This is a genomic window from Xanthomonas sp. 3793, from assembly GCF_024806835.1.
GTDB classification, from domain to species: Bacteria; Pseudomonadota; Gammaproteobacteria; order Xanthomonadales; family Xanthomonadaceae; genus Xanthomonas; species Xanthomonas arboricola_F.
On the sequence record NZ_JANTYU010000001.1, the window covers coordinates 944,032 to 961,930 of the forward strand.

At 66.0% G+C, this 17,899-nt stretch carries 13 protein-coding genes; 10 read left to right on the plus strand and 3 right to left on the minus strand.

Going from position 1 to position 17,899, the window contains the following annotated elements; genetic code table 11:
* The first annotated feature begins 121 nt into the window (after positions 1 to 121).
* The 8 genes from FHY18_RS03960 (at position 122) to FHY18_RS03995 (ending at position 12,880) form a co-directional block, all read left to right on the plus strand.
* Positions 122 to 2,188 (plus strand): TonB-dependent receptor, encoded by a 2,067-nt coding sequence (locus FHY18_RS03960; RefSeq protein ID WP_259151501.1) that lies wholly within the window; start codon positions 122 to 124, stop codon positions 2,186 to 2,188.
* A gap of 435 nt (positions 2,189 to 2,623) precedes the next feature.
* The gene (locus tag FHY18_RS03965; protein WP_259151503.1) at positions 2,624 to 3,046 is read left to right on the plus strand and encodes a MarR family winged helix-turn-helix transcriptional regulator; all 423 of its coding nucleotides are present in this window, start codon (positions 2,624 to 2,626) and stop codon (positions 3,044 to 3,046) included.
* A complete protein-coding gene (locus FHY18_RS03970) occupies positions 3,043 to 4,272 on the plus strand; it encodes an MFS transporter (protein WP_259151505.1) in 1,230 nt (409 codons plus the stop codon). The genes FHY18_RS03965 and FHY18_RS03970 overlap by 4 nt, the downstream gene beginning before the upstream one ends.
* A 435-nt stretch (positions 4,273 to 4,707) precedes the next feature.
* Entirely contained in the window at positions 4,708 to 7,086 is a 2,379-nt protein-coding gene (locus FHY18_RS03975; protein ID WP_259151506.1) for a TonB-dependent receptor, read from the plus strand.
* A gap of 918 nt (positions 7,087 to 8,004) precedes the next feature.
* A complete protein-coding gene (locus tag FHY18_RS03980) occupies positions 8,005 to 9,750 on the plus strand; it encodes a S8 family serine peptidase (protein WP_259152489.1) in 1,746 nt (581 codons plus the stop codon).
* A 1-nt stretch (position 9,751) separates the two neighbouring features.
* Positions 9,752 to 10,363: a hypothetical protein gene (locus FHY18_RS03985; RefSeq protein WP_259151507.1), complete on the plus strand. Its 612-nt coding sequence runs from the start codon at positions 9,752 to 9,754 to the stop codon at positions 10,361 to 10,363.
* A gap of 92 nt (positions 10,364 to 10,455) precedes the next feature.
* A complete protein-coding gene (locus FHY18_RS03990) occupies positions 10,456 to 12,285 on the plus strand; it encodes a S8 family serine peptidase (RefSeq protein ID WP_259151509.1) in 1,830 nt (609 codons plus the stop codon).
* Between the two features lies 1 nt (position 12,286).
* Entirely contained in the window at positions 12,287 to 12,880 is a 594-nt protein-coding gene (locus FHY18_RS03995; protein WP_259151510.1) for a hypothetical protein, read from the plus strand.
* 69 nt (positions 12,881 to 12,949) lie between these two features.
* On the opposite strand, the gene FHY18_RS04000 is transcribed toward FHY18_RS03995, so the two are convergent.
* Together FHY18_RS04000 and FHY18_RS04005 are read right to left on the minus strand one after the other, a co-directional pair.
* Positions 12,950 to 13,981, minus strand: a complete 1,032-nt coding sequence (locus tag FHY18_RS04000; RefSeq protein WP_259151513.1) for an aldo/keto reductase — start codon at positions 13,979 to 13,981, stop codon at positions 12,950 to 12,952.
* A 148-nt stretch (positions 13,982 to 14,129) separates the two neighbouring features.
* On the minus strand, positions 14,130 to 15,335 hold the full coding sequence (locus tag FHY18_RS04005) for an MFS transporter (RefSeq protein WP_259151516.1): 1,206 nt from the start codon (positions 15,333 to 15,335) through the stop codon (positions 14,130 to 14,132).
* A 99-nt stretch (positions 15,336 to 15,434) separates the two neighbouring features.
* Between FHY18_RS04005 and FHY18_RS04010 the strand changes: the two genes are divergently transcribed.
* The gene (locus FHY18_RS04010) at positions 15,435 to 16,355 is read left to right on the plus strand and encodes a LysR family transcriptional regulator (protein ID WP_259151519.1); all 921 of its coding nucleotides are present in this window, start codon (positions 15,435 to 15,437) and stop codon (positions 16,353 to 16,355) included.
* A gap of 130 nt (positions 16,356 to 16,485) precedes the next feature.
* Here FHY18_RS04010 and FHY18_RS04015 read toward each other — a convergent pair whose 3' ends face one another.
* Positions 16,486 to 16,686 carry a hypothetical protein gene (locus FHY18_RS04015; protein WP_259151521.1) on the minus strand — a complete coding sequence of 67 codons (201 nt, stop codon included), beginning with the start codon at positions 16,684 to 16,686 and terminating at the stop codon, positions 16,486 to 16,488.
* A gap of 210 nt (positions 16,687 to 16,896) precedes the next feature.
* Between FHY18_RS04015 and FHY18_RS04020 the strand changes: the two genes are divergently transcribed.
* Positions 16,897 to 17,808 carry an AraC family transcriptional regulator gene (locus tag FHY18_RS04020; protein WP_259151522.1) on the plus strand — a complete coding sequence of 304 codons (912 nt, stop codon included), beginning with the start codon at positions 16,897 to 16,899 and terminating at the stop codon, positions 17,806 to 17,808.
* Positions 17,809 to 17,899 lie beyond the last annotated feature (91 nt).

The following is a 17,899-nucleotide window of genomic DNA, read 5'->3' on the forward strand; positions in this document are numbered from 1 at the left end:
AACATCTTCCTTGTTCCAGGCCCGCACCACTGCATCGCACAGCGCGGGCCTTGCCGTCGGCACAGCAGGCAAGCTGCGCCATCCCATTGATATATAGTAACAATCAGAGAGTCCGATCCACATGGCCCCCACGCTCATCCCCTCGCTGCGCCGCTCCGCCCTCTCGCTGGCACTGGCCAGCCTGCTGACTCCTGCCCTGGCCCTGGCCGAAGACACACCAGAGGTTGCCGACCCACAGACGCCGCCGACATCGGACACCCGGCATGACGCCACCCATTCCAGCGGCCGGCATATCAAGGACCTGGACAAGGTGGTGGTCACCGCCAGCCCGCTGCGCGACGCGGCAGGCGAGCTGAGCCGTCCGGTCGAGGTGCTGGCCGGCGAGCGTCTGGATGAGGTGCGCAGTTCGAGCCTGGGCGAAACCGTGGCCAGCCTGCCGGGCGTGCAGAGCTCCAACTTCGGCCCCGGCGTGGGCCGGCCGATCATCCGCGGCCTGGATGGCCCGCGCGTAGCGGTGCTGCGCGACGGCCTGTCCACCCAGGACGTGTCCACCGTCAGCCAGGACCACTCGCCGGCGATCGAGCCGTTCCTGGCCAACCAGATCGAAGTGCTCAAGGGTCCGTCCACGCTGCTGTACGGCTCCGGCGCGATCGGCGGCGTGGTCAACGTGGTCGACGGGCGCATTGCCGAAACCCCGGTGGACGGCTTCAGCGGGCGCGCCGAAGTGCGTTTTGACGGCGGCGACAAGGACGGCAATACCGACATGTTCCGCGTCGATGCCGGCAACGGCAGCGGCCTGTCCATCCATGCCGACGGCGTGTACCGCAACCAGAACGACTACGACACCCCGCAGGGGCGCCAGCTCAACAGCTGGATCGATTCCAAGGTGGGCTCGATCGGCGCCTCGCTGTCCGGCGACTGGGGCTTTGTCGGCCTGTCGGCATCGCGCTTTCGCGACAACTACGGCAACCCCGGCGAGCCGGGCGACCCGTCCATCGGCGAGCGCGGCGTGTCGTTGAAGCTGCAGCAGGACCGCTACGACCTCAAGGGCGGGCTGACCGACCCGTGGGGCGAAGGCAGCGCGCTGCGCTACAGCTTCGGTCATACCGATTACGCGCATACCGAATTCGAAGGCGAGGAAGTCGGCACCGTGTTCACCAAGCGCGCCAACGAAGGCCGCGTGGAGGCCTCGTTTACCTTCGGCGGCGGCTGGCAGACCGCGTTCGGCCTGCAGGGCAGCGATACCACGTTCCAGGCGGTGGGCGAAGAATCCTTTGTGCCCAAGACCGATACGCGTTCGCTCGGCGCATTCGCCGTGGCGCGCAACAGCTGGGAACGCGTCACCGCCGAGATCGGCGCACGCGTGGACAAGGTCAAGTACCAGACCGACATCGGCGTGGACCGCGATTTCACCCCGACCAGCTTCTCGGCCAGCGGCGGTTTCCGCTTCAACGAGCAGTGGCGCCTGACCGCCAACCTGGACCACGCCGAACGCGCACCGGCCGAAGAAGAACTGTTCGCCAATGGTCCGCACATCGCCACCCTTGCCTTCGAGATCGGCGATGCCGATCTGAAGACAGAAAAGGCCAACCAGGCCGAGCTGGGGCTCAACTTCCAGAACGAGTGGGTGGATGCCAAGGTGGCGGCGTACTACAACCGCTACAACGACTTCGTCTACATCGTCGACACCGGCGGCCAGTGGTTCAACGAAGAAGACAACGACTTCCTGCCGATCCGCCAGTGGACGCAAGCCGATGCGATCTTCCACGGCTTCGAAGGCGAAGCGACCTTCCACCTGGCCAACAACGACACCGGCGCGTGGGACCTGCGCGTGTTTGGCGATACCGTGCGTGCGCGCTTGAGCGATGGCGGCAATCTGCCACGCATCGCGCCGGGCCGCTTCGGTGCGCAGATGCGCTGGAATGCCGATGCGTGGCGCGCCTCGCTCGGCGCCACCCGCACCCTGAAGCAGGACAAGGTGGCGGTGAACGAAACCGCGACCGATGGCTATACCTTCGTGGATGCGCATCTGGCCTACCACGTGGACCGCGGCAGCAATGCGTGGGAAGTGTTTCTGGACGGCAACAACCTGACCAATCAGGACGCACGCGTGCATACCTCCTTCCTCAAGGACGATGTGATGTTGCCTGGCCGCAGTGCCTCGTTCGGCGTGCGGATGTTCTTCTGACAGCGGTCTCTCTCCCCCGCTGGGTAGAAGCGAGGCCGCCTTCGGGCGGCCTCTCTATTTGGGATCGCCAAGCTCCGCGCGGCAGCGAAGATGTGTTGCCTGTCCCCGACCCGGGGGGCGCTTACGCTCCGCTCGGCAGCCGGCGCGGGCTCGGCATCACCACTTGATCGCGCAGGCAGCAGCGTCGTTGCGGCGGCATGCGTTCTGTCGCAGTGCCAATGGATTTCGCAGGCGAAAACCGCACACGGCACACGATCGACTGCGCGACAACCGGTCACGGTCATGGGTGTCGGGCCCAGGTGCGCTGCTACGTGGTTGGCTGGGGATGACGGTTTCTGAGGCAAGCGGCCTTCGCCCGGGTAGCGGGCACACATCCGGCCGCTTGTAGATAGGTGCATATGCACGCAATATGCAGCCATCCTGCGGAGCGCGTCCATGTCCAGCACGTCCAACTGCACCTGCTTTCATCTGCGCCGGGCGGCGCGTCGGATGTCGCAGCTTTATGACCACGCACTGGCGCCGGTCGGCCTGAGTCTCAACGCGTACTCGATCCTGCGCCGACTCGACGCAGCGCAGTCGCTGGGCATGCTGGCACAGGCCTTGGGCATGGACCGCACCACCCTCACCCGCAACCTCAAACCCTTGCTTGCTGCCGGATGGATCACCACCCGGCGCGGCGACGATGCCCGGCAGACCTGGCTGATCCTGAGCCGCAGCGGCCGCGGGCTGCTGCGGCGCGCACAACCGCACTGGCTGGCAGCCCAGCAACGGATAGAAACGCTGTTTGGTGCAGCGCCGACCGCGCAGCTGCATGCCACGCTGGGCCGCCTGGATGCCGTGCTGGAGCACGCCGCATGAGCGCGCCGGCAACCGCGCGCGCAAGTGCGCAATGGGGCCTGCTGCTCACCGCCTCGGCGATGCTGATGCTGACCATGGGGGCGCGCCAGACCACCGGGTTGTTCGTCGAGCCGATCCATCGGCAGACCGGGATCGGGATCGCCTCGATCAGCTTCGCGCTTGCGATCGGGCAACTGGTCTGGGGTGCGGTACAACCGGTGTTCGGGGCGATTGCCGACCAGCGCGGGCCGCTGCCGGTGCTGCTGTTCGGCGGCATGCTGCTGTCGTTGGGATTGGCCTCGACGCCATGGCTGGCCAGCGAATGGGGCTTGATCGTATCGCTGGGCGTGCTGGCGGCGGCCGGTGCGGGCGCTGGCAGTTTTTCGGTCCTGATCGGTGCCACCACCAGCCGCATCGCACCGGAACGGCGTTCGTTCGCGGCCGGATTGATCAATGCCGGCGGCTCGCTGGGCCAGTTCGTTTTCGCCCCGTTGGTGCAGCTGATGATCGATGCGGCCGGCTGGGCCAGGGCGATGATCGGCCTGGCGCTGGTGTCGCTGTTGACCTTGCCGCTGGCCTGGCCGCTGCGCCGCGTGCCATCCGCATCGGGTAGCCAGCCGGCGCGCGCGGTCGACGACATCGGTCTGCGCGCGCAATTGCGGTTGGCGGTGCGCGATCGCAGTTATTGGTGTCTGCACCTGGGATTTTTTACCTGCGGGGTGCATATCGCCTTCCTGGTCACGCATCTGCCCGGCGAGGTCGCGCTATGCGGGCTGCCGGCCAGCGTGTCGGCGGTGTCGATCGCGCTGATCGGCCTGTTCAATGTGGCCGGCAGCCTGGTCGCCGGCAAACTTGGCGAGCGCGTACGCATGAAGTGGTTGCTGTGCGCGATGTATGCCAGCCGCGCGGTGCTGATCGGCCTGTACCTGCTCGCACCGCCCACACCGCTGACGTTCTATCTGTTTGCGGCCGCACTGGGTTTCACCTGGCTGGCCACGGTGCCGCCAACCGCAGGGTTGATCGGCAAGCTGTTCGGCCCGCGCTATCTGGGCACCTTGTTCGGGCTGACCCTGCTGTCGCACCAGCTCGGCGGTTTCTTCGGTGCCTGGCTGGGCGGGTTGGTGCTGGAACACAGCGGCGACTACAGCTGGATGTGGTACGGCGACATGGTGCTTGCGGTTGCCGCGGCGCTGGTCAACCTGCCGATTCGCGAGGCCGCGCCGGTGCGCACTGTTGCCGCGACCTGAGGCAGGCGGGGACAGCGTAACAATCAATTCCGCGCTGCGCGCAGCGACGCTCGCACCTCTGCCACCGCATGGTGCGAGTGTTCATGCGCACCAGGAGCGGCTGCCAACAGCTGGCGAGCGGTCGCCGCAGTGTGCGAATGGCACACAGGGATTCGCGTACCGGCCGCGCCCGCCTGGCGGCTGTACCGTCGTCTTGCGGGCTGCACAACAGCCGCTCGATCCATGCATCACTGCGACCAGCACGCCCGCAGCAATCACTGCATGTGTTGACGCGGCGCACAACAGCTTTTCTGCGCGACTCCGTTAGAACTGCAATACGCGCCGTGCAGGTCCGTTGCGCCATCGATGCAGTCCTGTGCGGCATATCACTTTTCGGGCAGTACGTCGTTCGCTGCGGCGGGATCTGCCGGTTGCTGCGACAGCAAGGACATCGCCATGACCTCACCCATGCCCCGCTATGCGTTATCGCTGACCATCGCCACCTTGCTTGCGCCGATGGCGCACGCACAGACCGCACCGCAAGAGACAGCCAGTCAGGATGCCACCACGCTGGATGCGGTGATCGTCAGCGGCACCGCGCGCTTCAAGGGCCTGGCCAAGCGCGATGCCAGTTTTTCGATCACCACCGCCAGCCCGGAGCAGATCCAGCAAGCGGTGCCGCAGAGCACCGCCGACCTGTTGAAGATCGTGCCGGGCGTATGGGCCGAGCCCAGCGGCGGCGGCACCGGTGCCAATATCTTCGTGCGCGGCATGCCCTCCGAAGGCGACGCGCCGTTCGTGACCATGCAACTGGATGGCTCACCGCTGTTTCCACCGCCGACCCTGTCGTTTCTGGAAAATTCCACACTGTTCCGCGTCGACGACACCGTCGAACGCATGGAGGTGTTGCGTGGCGGCTCCAGCCCGATCTTCTCCAATGGGCAACCCGGTCTGACAGTCAATTTCATCCAGAAAAAGGGCCAGGACGAACCGGAGGGCAGCGTGCGCCTGACCGGCGGCAACAACGACTTGCGTCGCATCGACGTGTTCAACAGTGGGCCGATGGGCAACGGCTGGTACTACAGCGTGGGCGGCTTCTTCCGCGAGACCGATGGGGTGCGCGACCCGCAGTTTTCGGCTGACAAGGGCGGCCAGTTCAGCGCTACCTTGAGCAAGCGCTGGGACAGTGGCGAGCTATCGTTCTACGCGCGGCATACCGACGACAACAACGCGTTCTACACCGCCATTCCGCTGCTCTCGCGCAATAACGGCAACGACCTGTCCAGTTTCCCCGGCTTGAATGCGCAAACCGGCACCCTGCTCGGCCGCGACTTCCGCAATGTCGATCTGCTGGTCGGGCCGAACGGACAGACCATCCGACGCGATCTGGCCGACGGGCGCGGCGTCAACATCGATGTGTTCGGTGGGGAACTGAACTGGGAAACCGGCGCCTGGACCATCGCCGACCGCTTCAACGTGATGAGCGGCAGCGCGCCGACCTATGCGTTGTTCACCGGCGATGCGCCGCTGCGATTGAGCGATTTCATCGCTGGCTACGGCAGTGGCGGCACCGCGACGTACACCAATGGCGGCGGCGCAGTCGACCCGAATCAACAGGTGCTCGAAGCCGGCTGGTGGTCGGTGGACAAGCGCCTGAATTCCTTTACCAACGATCTGCGACTGAGCCGCGAGCTGTTTGCCGGCAATACCTTGACCGTGGGTGCGTACTACGCCAGGTATTCCTCTGCCGACACCTGGTACCTGGGCAACACCATGTTGCTTACCGCGCAAAACAACGCACGTCGCATCGACGTGGCATTGGACGATGGACGCCAGGCAACGCGCCAGGGCTTCACCAGCACCGCGTTCTTCAATCTGCGCGCCAACTACGACGGCGAAAACATCGCGGCCTTCGTCGCCGACGAGTGGGAACTCAACGACAAGTTGCGGCTGGACCTGGGTGCGCGCTACGAGCGCCAGAGCGTGACCGGCAATGTGCACGACACCGCCACGATCGACCTCGATGGCAACCCCGCCACCCTGTACGACAACGCCACCTCGCTGGCCCTGGCGACCACACGCCGTATCGATCAGGACGACGAGGCATTCTCGTGGACGGCCGGGCTGAACTTCAAACTCAACGACAGCAACAGCCTGTTCGCACGGATCAACTCGGGTGTGAAGTTCCCCGGCTTCGATAACCTGCGCGATGGGCAGAATCGCGTACAGGAAGTGGACCAGTACGAGCTCGGCCTCAAGTCCGGCGCCAGCGCCTACGACCTGTATCTCACCGCCTTCTACAACACGTTCAAGAATTCGCCGTTCCAGGCGTTCCTGGCCAATGGCGAAAATTTCACCGCCGTTGGCGATTCGCGCGCGCGCGGCCTGGAGGTGGAAGGCGCCATCCGCCCGTTCGGCGGTTTCGAGCTGGCCGGCACCGGGGTATGGCTGGATGCGAAGTACCGCAACTATCGCGAGTTCACCGGCAACCAGGTGATGCGCCAGCCCAAGCGGCAGTTCCGGCTGACGCCGAGCTATTACTGGATGCTGCCGTTCGGCGACCTCAAGGTGTTCGCCACCTATTCGTACATCGGCGATCGTTTCGCGGACCTGGCCAACAGCCAGCGCCTGCCCTCCTACGACATGCTGGATATCGGCGCCAACCTGCATGTGGGCGAGCATTGGGAAGTGACCGCCAGCGGCAGCAATGTCACCGATACGCTGGGGCTCACCGAAGGCAACGTCCGCGTGCCGGGTGCGGCAACCGGCGGGGTATTCATGGGCCGGCCGATCGCTGGACGGCAGTACCAGCTGTCGGTGGCGTATCGCTGGTAGGCGGCAGGATCAATACAGCGAAACATCGAGGCGTCGATTCCTGGACACATGCGGGATCGGCGCCGTTTCCGTTGCGACAGCACCTGCGGTCACCGGGGCCACACGCGCCTACGGTGCATTGAACGATGCGGGTTGCATGGCGCAGCACAGGCGACCCCGGTCGCACGCCCTCGTACAGCATCTGGATGCCGAGTCGTATGGCATCGCCTGGCTGTGCCCCTTGCGCACACCTGTCGCAGTCGCATGGTGTGCCGTGCCGGATGCGAAGCAAATCCGCGCATCGCGATGCTTTCTGTCAATGCATAATCGCTAGATCGCAATGGATCGCGACCAATCCTGTGCGAAAAACATCGCATCGCGTGCGTGAATCGGCATGTCTTGCATAAATTGCGCAACGGGTCACGCGTCTGTCATCTGACGCTCAGCTTGCGAGCGCGGAGTGCGCCATCTCTAATCGGATCGCTGCCGATGCATTCGCATTGCCAGCGTCGGCTGCGCGGACGCGCACAGGGGAGCCGGCTGGTGCCCCGGTCGCATCCGTCCGGCGTTTCGGACCGATGCGTGTCACTGGCTCTTTCGGGATACACGGACATGGACCCTGTTGCTGCCTCTTCGCGTTGTTCTCCTGCACGCCCCCCCAATCCCACCTGACGTTGATGGCGTGCTCGGACGGGCCAGCGCATCTGTTCGGCGCTGCCTGATCGGTTTTGCTCGCCGCGGCCGCTGCCGCGTGGAGTCACCTGGATTTCTCCCGACGCTTCTGATTCGGGCTCGATAGGCACGGCCTGAATCTGTTGAAGCAGTTACGCCGGCCGATCGCATGATCGGCAGGACGGGAGACTGTGTCGTATCGACCGTGCCTACCCTTGACTGGACTCAAACGGAATGAACCCTTACCGCAGGCGCCCTCTCGCGCTGTTGATCGGTGCCCTACTGATCACAAGCGCACCACTCTCGGCACTGGCCGACACGCCAGTGACCGCTACCACCACTGCCAACTCCAAGGCCAGTCCCAAGGCCAGCGATCCGCTGCTGCGCTACCAATGGCACCTCTCCAACCAGGGACAGGCCGTGATCGGCGACAGTCGCCCGGTGCCCGGCGTCGATATGGATGCGGACATCCTGCATGCCATCGATATCCGCGGCCGCGGCGTGCGGGTCGGTGTGGTGGACGACGGACTGGAATTGGGTCACGAAGATCTGTCCGACAACATCCTGCCCAACGGCTCCCACAACTTCGGCGATGGATCGCACGACACCACGCCGATCGACCCGGATCGTGCGCATGGGACTTCGGTAGCCGGCATCATCGGTGCGGTCGGCTGGAACGGTCGTGGCGGGCGCGGGGTGGCGCCGGATGTCCTGCTGGCAGGGTTCGATTTCCTGGCGCGCGGTTCCTCCAACAACGATGCGAGCGTGCGTTATGCGTGGGGTGACGGGCCGGAGGCGCGCAACATCGATGTCTTCAACAACAGCTGGGGCTCGGTTGCGCCGTTCTACGTCGACTTCTCCGCAGAAGAGCAGCGCTCCTGGGAAGCATTGATGCGCTCGACCCGCAGCGGTCTTGGCGGCATCTACGTCAAGTCGGCGGGCAACAGCTTCGGGGACCTGCTCGGCAGCGATGAGCAAGGCAATACCATCGATCTGTGCAATGCGACGACACGCGCATTGAATGTCGGCTGCGCGCTGGCCAACGTCGACCCACTCAGCAACCTGATCGGCACCATCGTGGTCGGTAGCGTCAACGCGAAAGGGGTGCGTTCGTCGTATTCCTCGTCCGGCTCGGCGCTGTGGGTCTCCGGCATCGGTGGCGAATACGGGTACCAGCGCAAATTTGCACCAGGCATCGACGATCCGAACGTTTATGCGCCGGCGATTGTCACCACCGACCTGACCGGTTGCTCTGCAGGCTTCAACTACGACGGCTCCGATCCCGTCAATGCATTGGACACCAGTGCCTCCAGGATCGATGGATCGTGCAACTACAACGGGATCATGAATGGCACTTCCGCCGCGGCTCCAACGGTTTCCGGGGTCGCGTCGTTGATATTGAATGCCAACCCCAGTCTCAGCGCACGCGATGTCAAGTACATCCTGGCCACCACGGCGCGTCAGATCGATCCCTGGCAGCCGCGCGCGGTCTACCAGGGCAGCGTGATCGACCCGGGCTGGATCACCAATGCGGCCGGACATCGCTTCAGCAATTGGTACGGGTTCGGCCTGGCCGATGGCGCAGCAGCGTTCTACAAGGCGAGCTACTTCACTCCGCTGCCACCCATGCGCGACACGCAATGGGTCGCCTCCACTAACCCGGCCAGCCAGATCGGCGGTCCGGCACGACCTGGCACGCTGCGCATCCGCATCAAGCAGGCGATGAAGATCGAAGCGGTGCAGTTGTCGTTGCGGTCTGCGCATCTGACGCCGAGCAATCTACGCGTGGTGCTCATCTCGCCCAGCGGCACCCGCAGCGTGGTGGCCACGCCGTTCTCGGTCCTGGACCCCGCGGCCTACGCCAAGACCGGCTTCTACATCGACCTCACCTCCAGCAACGCCTTTCTGGACGAGTCCTCGCGCGGTATCTGGACACTGGAAGTCACCGACATGAGCGAGCCTGGCAAGACCGCAGCGCTCAAGGCGTTCAACCTTCGCATCGTGGGGCACTGACATGAAGATCGCGCTTTTTGTTTCCTTGTTGATGGGCTGCAGCGTTGCAAGCGGCGTAGCGCATGCAGCGCAATCGGCCGCTCCGCAGGCCGCGCTGGCAGCCGCCACCGGCGCACGCTTCCGCTCCGGAACGGACACCTTCCGCATGTTGCCTGCTACGGTCATCGAGCAGAAGACCTCCGCGGTCGACGCCAAGCGGAGATCGGGACCTGGCGGCGTTGCGCGTAAGGGCTCTGCCACGCCGCCGCCGGGCGGCAAGGTGATCGCACGCATCGGCAGCTTTCTGGTGGTGCTCGACCCGCCTGCCGGCGCGGCGCGCAACCAACCCCTCGCGCCTGAGCGCACGCTCGCCGCGGCGGTCAACGAGCGGACGGACCGGGTGGTGCTGGTCAGGCCGCAGGTGAAGCTGACCGGCACAACCCCCGCCACGACGACCGCGCTGGCCGGAGGCACCGGTGGGAGCATTGCCTACGCCTCAACGGTGGATGGCAGCGCAGTCATCAGCTACGCCTCGATCGAGCAGGCACAACGCGCAGCGGCCCAACTGCAAGGCAGCAGTGGCATCGCGCAGGCATCGCTGGTGGTGACGCAGGCGGTCATGCAACCGATGTGAGGTCAACGGCCGCAGGCAGACGCTTGCGGCCTTCGCATCTGGTGCGCCGTCACTGGCGCCATCTCCGTAGTTCCTCTTTCTGACCAGAGGTCATGATGATTGCTTCTTCGCAGAGCTCCGTGCTGTCTTCTGCCGTGCTGCTGGCACTGTGCGTATGCGCTGGTGCTGCCAGTGCTGCCGACGTTGTCGCGCAGCGCGGTACCGGCGCAGTGCACCGGCACAAGACACAGCAAGGCGACGACCCGCTGTTCCGCTACCAGTGGCATCTACTCAATCAGGGCCAGCCGGTGTTCGGCGATGGACGCCCGCTGCGCGGCGTGGACCTGGACGTGGACATCCTGCACGCGTTGGGCATCCGCGGCGCGGGCGTCAAGGTAGCGGTGATCGATGATGGCCTGGAGCTTGCCCACCCGGACCTGGTCGACAATATCGTCGCCAACGGCTCGCGCAATTTCCTGACCGGCTCCAACGACCCGACGCCACCAGCGAGCGAGATCGATAGCGACCACGGCACCGCCGTTGCGGGCATCATTGCCGAGCGCGGATGGAACGGGATCGGCGGACGTGGCGTCGCACCGGAGGCCAAGCTGGCTGGCTTCAATGCAATTGCAGAGACGGATGGCAGCAAGCAGTACGTCGACATTCGCTACGCCTGGGGCGATGGGCCGGAAGGGCGCGCCATGGAGGTGTTCAACAACAGTTGGGGCGCTGGGTCGCGCGTGTATCCCTACACCGAAGTCAACGAACAACAGTCGCTCGAAAGACTGATGCAGGCGCAGCGCGGCGGAAAAGGCGGGGTGTATGTCAAAGGCGCCGGCAATGACTTCTTTGCCCTTATCGAGAGCGATGCACAAGGCAATCCGGTGGATCGCTGCGCAGACCAGACCCGCAAGCTCGGTGTCGGCTGCGCACTGGCCAACACCGACCAGTTCAACAACCTGATCACCACGATCGTGACCGGTGCCGTCAATGCCGATGGCGTGCGAGCCTCGTACTCATCTCCCGGCTCTGCGCTGTGGGTCTCCGGGCTGGGTGGCGAGTATGGGTTTCAGCGCGCCTTCGATCCGCACCCGGAAACAGCCCGGCCCTCTTATGGGCTCACCAACCTGCTGCCGCTGCGGCGCTTTTATAAAGCCGCAATCGTCACCACCGACCTCAGCGGCTGTGCAGCGGGCAACAACCGTGATCGCAGTCGCCAGATGCAGAACGCGCTCGACAGCAGCCGCTCCAGGATCGATGCATCGTGCAACTACACCGCGCGCATGAACGGCACCTCGGCGGCATCGCCTACCGTGGCGGGCGTGGCGGCGTTGATGTTGGGCGCCAATCCGCAGCTGACCCTGCGAGATGTCAAATACATCCTGGCAACCACCGCGACCCAGGTCGACCCGACTCAACCCAAGGCCCTCTACAACGGCACCGTGATCGACCCGGGTTGGGTCACCAACGCGGCGGGCCATCGTTTCAGCAACTGGTATGGCTTCGGGCTGGTCGACGCCGCTGCGGCTGTCGAGCGTGCAATGCACTTCACCTCGCTGCCCGCCCTGCAGGACACGACCTGGAAAGTGTATGAAGGCAACAGCAGCACCATCGGGGGTGTCGCGGCACCGGCGAGGTTGTCACTGAACATCACCCAATCCTTCAAGGTGGAAGGCGTGCAACTGTATTTCTCGGCCACCCACAAGGACCCAAGTCATCTGCGCGTGGTGCTGGTGTCGCCCAGCGGCACGCGCAGCACGGTGATGACGCCGTTTTCCACACTCGATCAGGCCCCCGACGGCACCGTGGTCTGGCTGACATCGAGCAACGCCTTCCTGGACGAACCCTCGGCCGGGCGCTGGACCCTGGAGGTGGACGACATGCTCGCCGACCAGGGCAAGGAACAACTGGAGGAATTCGAAATGCGCGTGGTGGGTCACTGACATGAAGACATCCTTGCTCACTCTGCTCGTTGTCGTTGCAGCCGGCGTCTGCGCTCCCGCATCGGCGCAGCTGGTCGACAGCAAACGCCTGCACGCTGCGGCGACCGGACCGACCATCGCTGCAGGACGTAGCAGCTTCCGGCTGATTCCCGGCGCAGTGGTCAGGCTGGCCGAGGGCGCGCCTGCAACGACCGCCGCACGCGCGATGCCGGCGTCGCAAACCACCACAGACGCCCCGGTTGCACGCTTCGACCGCTACGCGATCTATCTCGATGCCGGCACCGCCGCACGCACGGCCGCCGCGGTTCCGGCCGGGCAAGCCCCACGCGTGGCCGCAGCGCTCGAAACCCGCAGCGGCCAGCTGATCTTGCTGGGCGCCTCGATCAAACTCTTCGACACCACGCCCGCCATTGCGCATGCATTGGCAACGCGCACTGGCGGCAAGCTGATCTATGCCTCGGCCATCGATGGCAGCGCGATGATCGGCTACGAATCGGTGACCACTGCACTGGACAACTGCAAACAGCTGCAAGGCAGCAAGGGCGTGGGAGCGATCATGCCCGAGGTGATTCCGCGCGCGGCACGGCCGTTGTGAGGCGGCAACAGTGAGGTATGCCACGCTGTCGCCATCCGGCAGCAGCGTGGCGCAATGGCGCAGCCCGCCTCACACCGGTAGCGGGCTGCGTTCGGCAAAGTGCCCGCGCCAGTACGGGTAATACGGATACGGCGGCTCCACCGCGCTCACTGCATCCAGGCGCGCGCGTTGCGCGTCCGTCAGCGACCAGCCCACCGCACCCAGGTTCTGGCGCAACTGCGCTTCGTCGCGTGCGCCGATCAGCACCGTGCTCACGGTGGGCCGTTGCAGCAGCCAGTTGATGGCGATCTGCGGCACGCTGCGGCCGGTCTCTGCGGCAATCGCGTCGAGCACATCGACGATGTCGAACAGGCGCTCGTCGCTGATCGCCGGCCCGGCGGCCGCAGTGGCATGCAGGCGACTGTGTTCGGGCAATGCCTGGCCGCGGCGCAGCTTGCCGGTCAGCCGGCCCCAGCCCAGCGGGCTCCACACCACCGCACCCACGCCCTGGTCGATGCCCAGCGGCATCAGCTCCCATTCGTAGTCGCGCCCGGCCAGCGAGTAATAGCTCTGGTTGGCGACAAAGCGGCTCCAGCCCTGTGCGTCGGCCACGGCCAGCGATTTCATCAGCTGCCAACCGGCGTAATTGGACGCGCCCAGATAACGCACCTTGCCGGCGCGCACCAGCCCATCGAGCGTGGACAGCGTTTCCTCCACCGGCGTCATCGCATCGAAGGCATGCAGCTGCAGCAGATCGATATAGTCGGTGCGCAAGCGTCGCAGCGAGGCATCCACTGCACGCAACAAGCGAAAGCGCGAGGCGCCGGCATCGTTGGGCCCATCGCCCAACCGCAGGCCGGTCTTGGTCGAGAGGATCACCTGATCGCGGCGGCCCTGCAGCGCCTGGCCGAGGATCTCTTCAGAGGCGCCATCGGAATACACATCGGCGGCGTCGAACAGGTTCAGCCCCGCTTCCAGGCACAGGTCGATCATGCGCCGCGCCTGTGCCGCATCGGTATCGCCCCAGGCGGAAAACAGCGGCCCCTTGCCGCCAAACGTGCCGGCGCCCAGCCCCAGCACCGGCACCTTGAAGCCCGAACGGCCTAGAAAACGTGTCTCCATTGCAATGCTCCTTGAAGCCGAAAGAACGTCTGCGGGCAGTGCCAGCGGGTCCTGCAACCAGCGGCGCCAGGCCCTGCTCGCCCAGCACAGGCGCCGATCGCGCACGCCCGCGGTTGCGCGGCCTACTCACCACGCCTGAAGAACCGCATCAACCCACCTGCGCGCATGCCTCCGGCGCAGCGGCACGCCGGCGCTGCAGGTGCATGCTCCACAACGCGATCCCCAGGCCGACGGCGCTCAACAGCGCGGCGACCCACGGGGTGGCGACCAGGCCGGCGTGGGTGGCGATCGCCACGCCGCCCAGCCAGGCACCCAGGGCATTGCCCAGATTGAACGCGGCGATATTGAGGCTGGAGGCCAGGTTCTGGCCGGCACCGCGTGCATGTTCGAGCACACGCAATTGCAGCGGCGCCACGGTGGCGAAGGCGGCCACGCCCAGCAGCCCGACAACCACCACCATCGCGGTCTTGTTGTGCAGGGCCAGGCCCATCGCAGCGAGCACCGCCACCAGCGCCGCCAGTGTGCCCAGCAAGGCGGCGGTGGCGCGCCGGTCGGCCAGCCGCCCGCCCAGCAGATTGCCCACGACCATGCCGACGCCGAAGACCAGCAAGACCGGCGACACCGCCGCCTGCGCGAACCCGGTCACCTGCACCAGCAGCGGCTGGATATAGGTAAATACCGCGAACACGCCGGCATAGCCCAGCACCGTCATCGCCAGCGCCAGCAGCACCTGCCCGCGCCGCAGTACCGCCACTTCCTGTCGCCACGACACCGGCGCCGCCGCACCTGCGGCGGCCGGCACCCATAGCGCAACCGCAGCGGTGGCCAGCACCCCGATCACCGTTACCGCCCAGAAGGTGGACCGCCAGCCAAGTTGCAGGCCGAGCCATGCACCGGCCGGCACGCCCAGCAGGGTCGCCACGGTAAGGCCTGCAAACATCAACGAGATGGCCGAGGCACGCCGCTCGGGCGGCACCAGCGAGGTGGCCACCACCGCGCCGACGCCGAAGAACGTGCCATGCGCCAGCGAGGTCAGCACCCGCGCGACCATCAGGCTGGCGTAGTCGGGCGCCAGGGCACAGGCGAGATTGCCCAGGGTGAAGACGATCATCAGGCTCACCAGCACGGCCTTGCGCGGCCAGCGGGCACTGAGCAACGTGAGCACCGGCGCACCGATACTCACGCCCAGCGCGTAGCCGCTGATCAGCAGGCCGGCTGCGGTGAGCGAGACGCCCAGGTCGGCGGCGACCTGCTGCAACAGGCCCATGATGACGAATTCGGTTGTTCCGATGCCAAAGGCACCGATGGTCAGCGCCAGCAGGGCTGGTGGCAGACGGGACGCAGGGGAGGACATGACAGAAACCGGGGAAGGACTGTGCATAGCCTGCGCCGGACAATCCTCTTCAAGAAGCCTTGTTATGCTGATTCACTTTCAATGCCAGATTGATAATGCATGGACCGTCTCGGAGATATCGCGCTGTTCCTGCGCGTGCTGGACCTTGGCTCGATCACCGCCGCCGCCCACACCCTGGACCTGTCGGTCGCGGTTGCCAGTCAGCGCCTGAAACGGCTTGAACGCGACCTCGGCGTGCGCCTGCTGCACCGGACTACCCGCCGCCTGCATCCCACGCCGGAAGGGCAGCAGCTGGCGGCGCGCGGCCGGGTGCTGGTGGACGACCTGGAAGCGCTGGCCGACGACCTGCGCGAGAGCGCCCACGACGTCGGCGGGACCTTGCGGGTCACGCTGTCGGCCTCGTTCGGGCGTCAATACATCTCCCCGCTGCTGCCCGCCTTCCAGGCACGGCACCCGCGCCTGCGCATCAGCGCGCATCTGAGCGACGATCTGGTGGACCTGGTCCAGCAGGGCTTCGACCTGGCGATCCGCATCGGCGCGCTGGACGACTCCGGCCTGGTGGCCAGGCGCATTGCCGATAACCGCCGCACGCTGGCTGCCTCGCCTGCGTATCTGCAGCGGCACGGCATACCGCGCACTCCCGCGGATTTGATGCAGCATCCAGGCGTGCTGCTGATGGGCCGCGATGGCCGCCAGGACCTGTGGACGCTGCAGACGCCGGAAGGCGGCCAGGTGCGGGTACGCATGCAAAGCCGCTTCGAGAGCAACTTCGGCGAACTGGTGCGCGATGCGGTGCTCGCCGGGCAAGGCATCGCGATGCATTCGTACTGGCATATCGCCGACGACCTGCGCGCCGGTCGCCTGGTCGATGTGATGACCGACTACCCGCCTCCCACCTCGCAGATCAGCGCCGTGATGCCCGCGCGCCAGCTGCAGCCGCCGCGGGTGCGTGCGTTTGTGGACTTTCTGCTCGAACACTTCGGCCAGACGCCGCCGTGGGAATCGGCAACGGGCGCATGAGCGCCTGCATGGCGGCTAGCTAGAAGATCGTGTGGGCTGCGCACAGGCCGCACGCGCCGTGCCGCCGTCCGCAGGCCCGGGCCAACTGTGCGCGCAGCGCGGCTGCGGGTGGCGCCACGGCGCGGACGCCTTACTTGCCGCTGCGTTGCAGGCGTTTGCCGAGCGCGCGTCGCTGGGCGTCGCTGAGCAGATGTCCGTGCGTACTCAGCAGGCCGACGATCTGCTGGTGCGCCAGCTGCGTGCGCTTGGCAAGCTCGGCAGTCGCCGCCTGCTCGATCGCCTTCCAGTCGGCAGGGGTGGAGGCAGCTAAGGGACGGGGTTTGGCAGGCATGACGATCGAGGCACCGGAGACAGGTCGCAAGAATACGGAATGTGCGTGAGCGATCGATCAGCGGCATTGCCTCGATGGCCAGGGCTTCACTGGCACGCGCACGCATCGGCGGCATTGTCGAGTCTGCCACTGCTGGGCGCACCACGGTGTCCCTTGTAGGATCGCGCTACCGCGGCCGTGCCGCATAGCGCCAACGCACGAGCGTCCCGCATGCCCTCTGCCACCGCCGACCTGACCGACATCCTGCTGCGCCACGCACCGGCCGATGGCATGCACGCCACGCCGATCGCCGGGTTGCATGTGATGCGCAGCGCCGTCGCCACCGACTCCATCCCTACCGTCTACACGCCGATGCTGTGCCTGGTGGCGCAGGGCCGCAAGCGCGCGATGCTGGGAAACCAGGCCTATCACTACCACCCGCAGATGTACCTGGTGGCCTCGGTGGACCTTCCCATCGTCGGCTCGGTAATCGAGGCCAGCGCCACCCACCCTTACCTGTGCTTCTGCCTGGACCTGGACACGGCGGTGCTCAGCGAACTGGCGATCCACCACGCGGAACTTGCCGAGCCGCAGCGCGACACCGCGAGCGCCGGCCTGTTGCTCAACCGCAGCACGCCGCAGCTGTACGACACCGCGGTGCGGCTGGCAGGCCTGCTCGACCGACCGCAGGAGATCGCCGCGCTGGCCCCGCTGGTCACGCGCGAATTGCTTTATCGCCTGATGGCCGACCCCGCCAATGCGGTGGTGCGCCAGATGGCGATTGCCGACAGCCGCCTCAACCAGATCTCCAAGGCCATCGTGTGGCTGCGCGAGCACTACGCGCAGCGTTTCAGCATCGAGCAGATCGCCGATCTGTCGGCGATGAGCCGCTCCACCTTCCATGCGCACTTCAAGGCGGTGACCTCGATGACACCGCTGGAGTACCGCTCGCATCTGCGCGTGCACGAGGCGCGCCGGTTGATGGTGGCCGAGGCGCTCACCGCCGCCGACGCCGGGTTTCGGGTCGGGTATGAGAGCGCATCGCAGTTCAGCCGCGACTACGCGCGCCTTCTCGGCGAGCCGCCCGCGCGCGATGCACAACGCTTACGCGCAAGCGCGCCCGACGCGACCGAGGCGGCATGAGACTGCCGGCCTGACCACCGCGGTCTTCTGCACCCGCAGATCGCGCCGCGCGCAACAGCTGCGGCGCTCCTGCAGCGATGGCGATGCAGTC

What these genes read in the sequence shown, in the direction of transcription:
- FHY18_RS03960 (WP_259151501.1), top strand. Translation starts at nt 122, where the DNA reads ATGGCCCCCACGCTCATCCCCTCGCTGCGCCGCTCCGCCCTCTCGCTG.
- FHY18_RS03965 (WP_259151503.1), top strand. Translation starts at nt 2,624, where the DNA reads ATGTCCAGCACGTCCAACTGCACCTGCTTTCATCTGCGCCGGGCGGCG.
- FHY18_RS03970 (WP_259151505.1), top strand. Translation starts at nt 3,043, where the DNA reads ATGAGCGCGCCGGCAACCGCGCGCGCAAGTGCGCAATGGGGCCTGCTG.
- FHY18_RS03975 (WP_259151506.1), top strand. Translation starts at nt 4,708, where the DNA reads ATGACCTCACCCATGCCCCGCTATGCGTTATCGCTGACCATCGCCACC.
- FHY18_RS03985 (WP_259151507.1), top strand. Translation starts at nt 9,752, where the DNA reads ATGAAGATCGCGCTTTTTGTTTCCTTGTTGATGGGCTGCAGCGTTGCA.
- FHY18_RS03990 (WP_259151509.1), top strand. Translation starts at nt 10,456, where the DNA reads ATGATGATTGCTTCTTCGCAGAGCTCCGTGCTGTCTTCTGCCGTGCTG.
- FHY18_RS03995 (WP_259151510.1), top strand. Translation starts at nt 12,287, where the DNA reads ATGAAGACATCCTTGCTCACTCTGCTCGTTGTCGTTGCAGCCGGCGTC.
- FHY18_RS04000 (WP_259151513.1), bottom strand. Translation starts at nt 13,981, where the DNA reads ATGGAGACACGTTTTCTAGGCCGTTCGGGCTTCAAGGTGCCGGTGCTG.
- FHY18_RS04005 (WP_259151516.1), bottom strand. Translation starts at nt 15,335, where the DNA reads ATGTCCTCCCCTGCGTCCCGTCTGCCACCAGCCCTGCTGGCGCTGACC.
- FHY18_RS04010 (WP_259151519.1), top strand. Translation starts at nt 15,435, where the DNA reads ATGGACCGTCTCGGAGATATCGCGCTGTTCCTGCGCGTGCTGGACCTT.
- FHY18_RS04015 (WP_259151521.1), bottom strand. Translation starts at nt 16,686, where the DNA reads ATGCCTGCCAAACCCCGTCCCTTAGCTGCCTCCACCCCTGCCGACTGG.
- FHY18_RS04020 (WP_259151522.1), top strand. Translation starts at nt 16,897, where the DNA reads ATGCCCTCTGCCACCGCCGACCTGACCGACATCCTGCTGCGCCACGCA.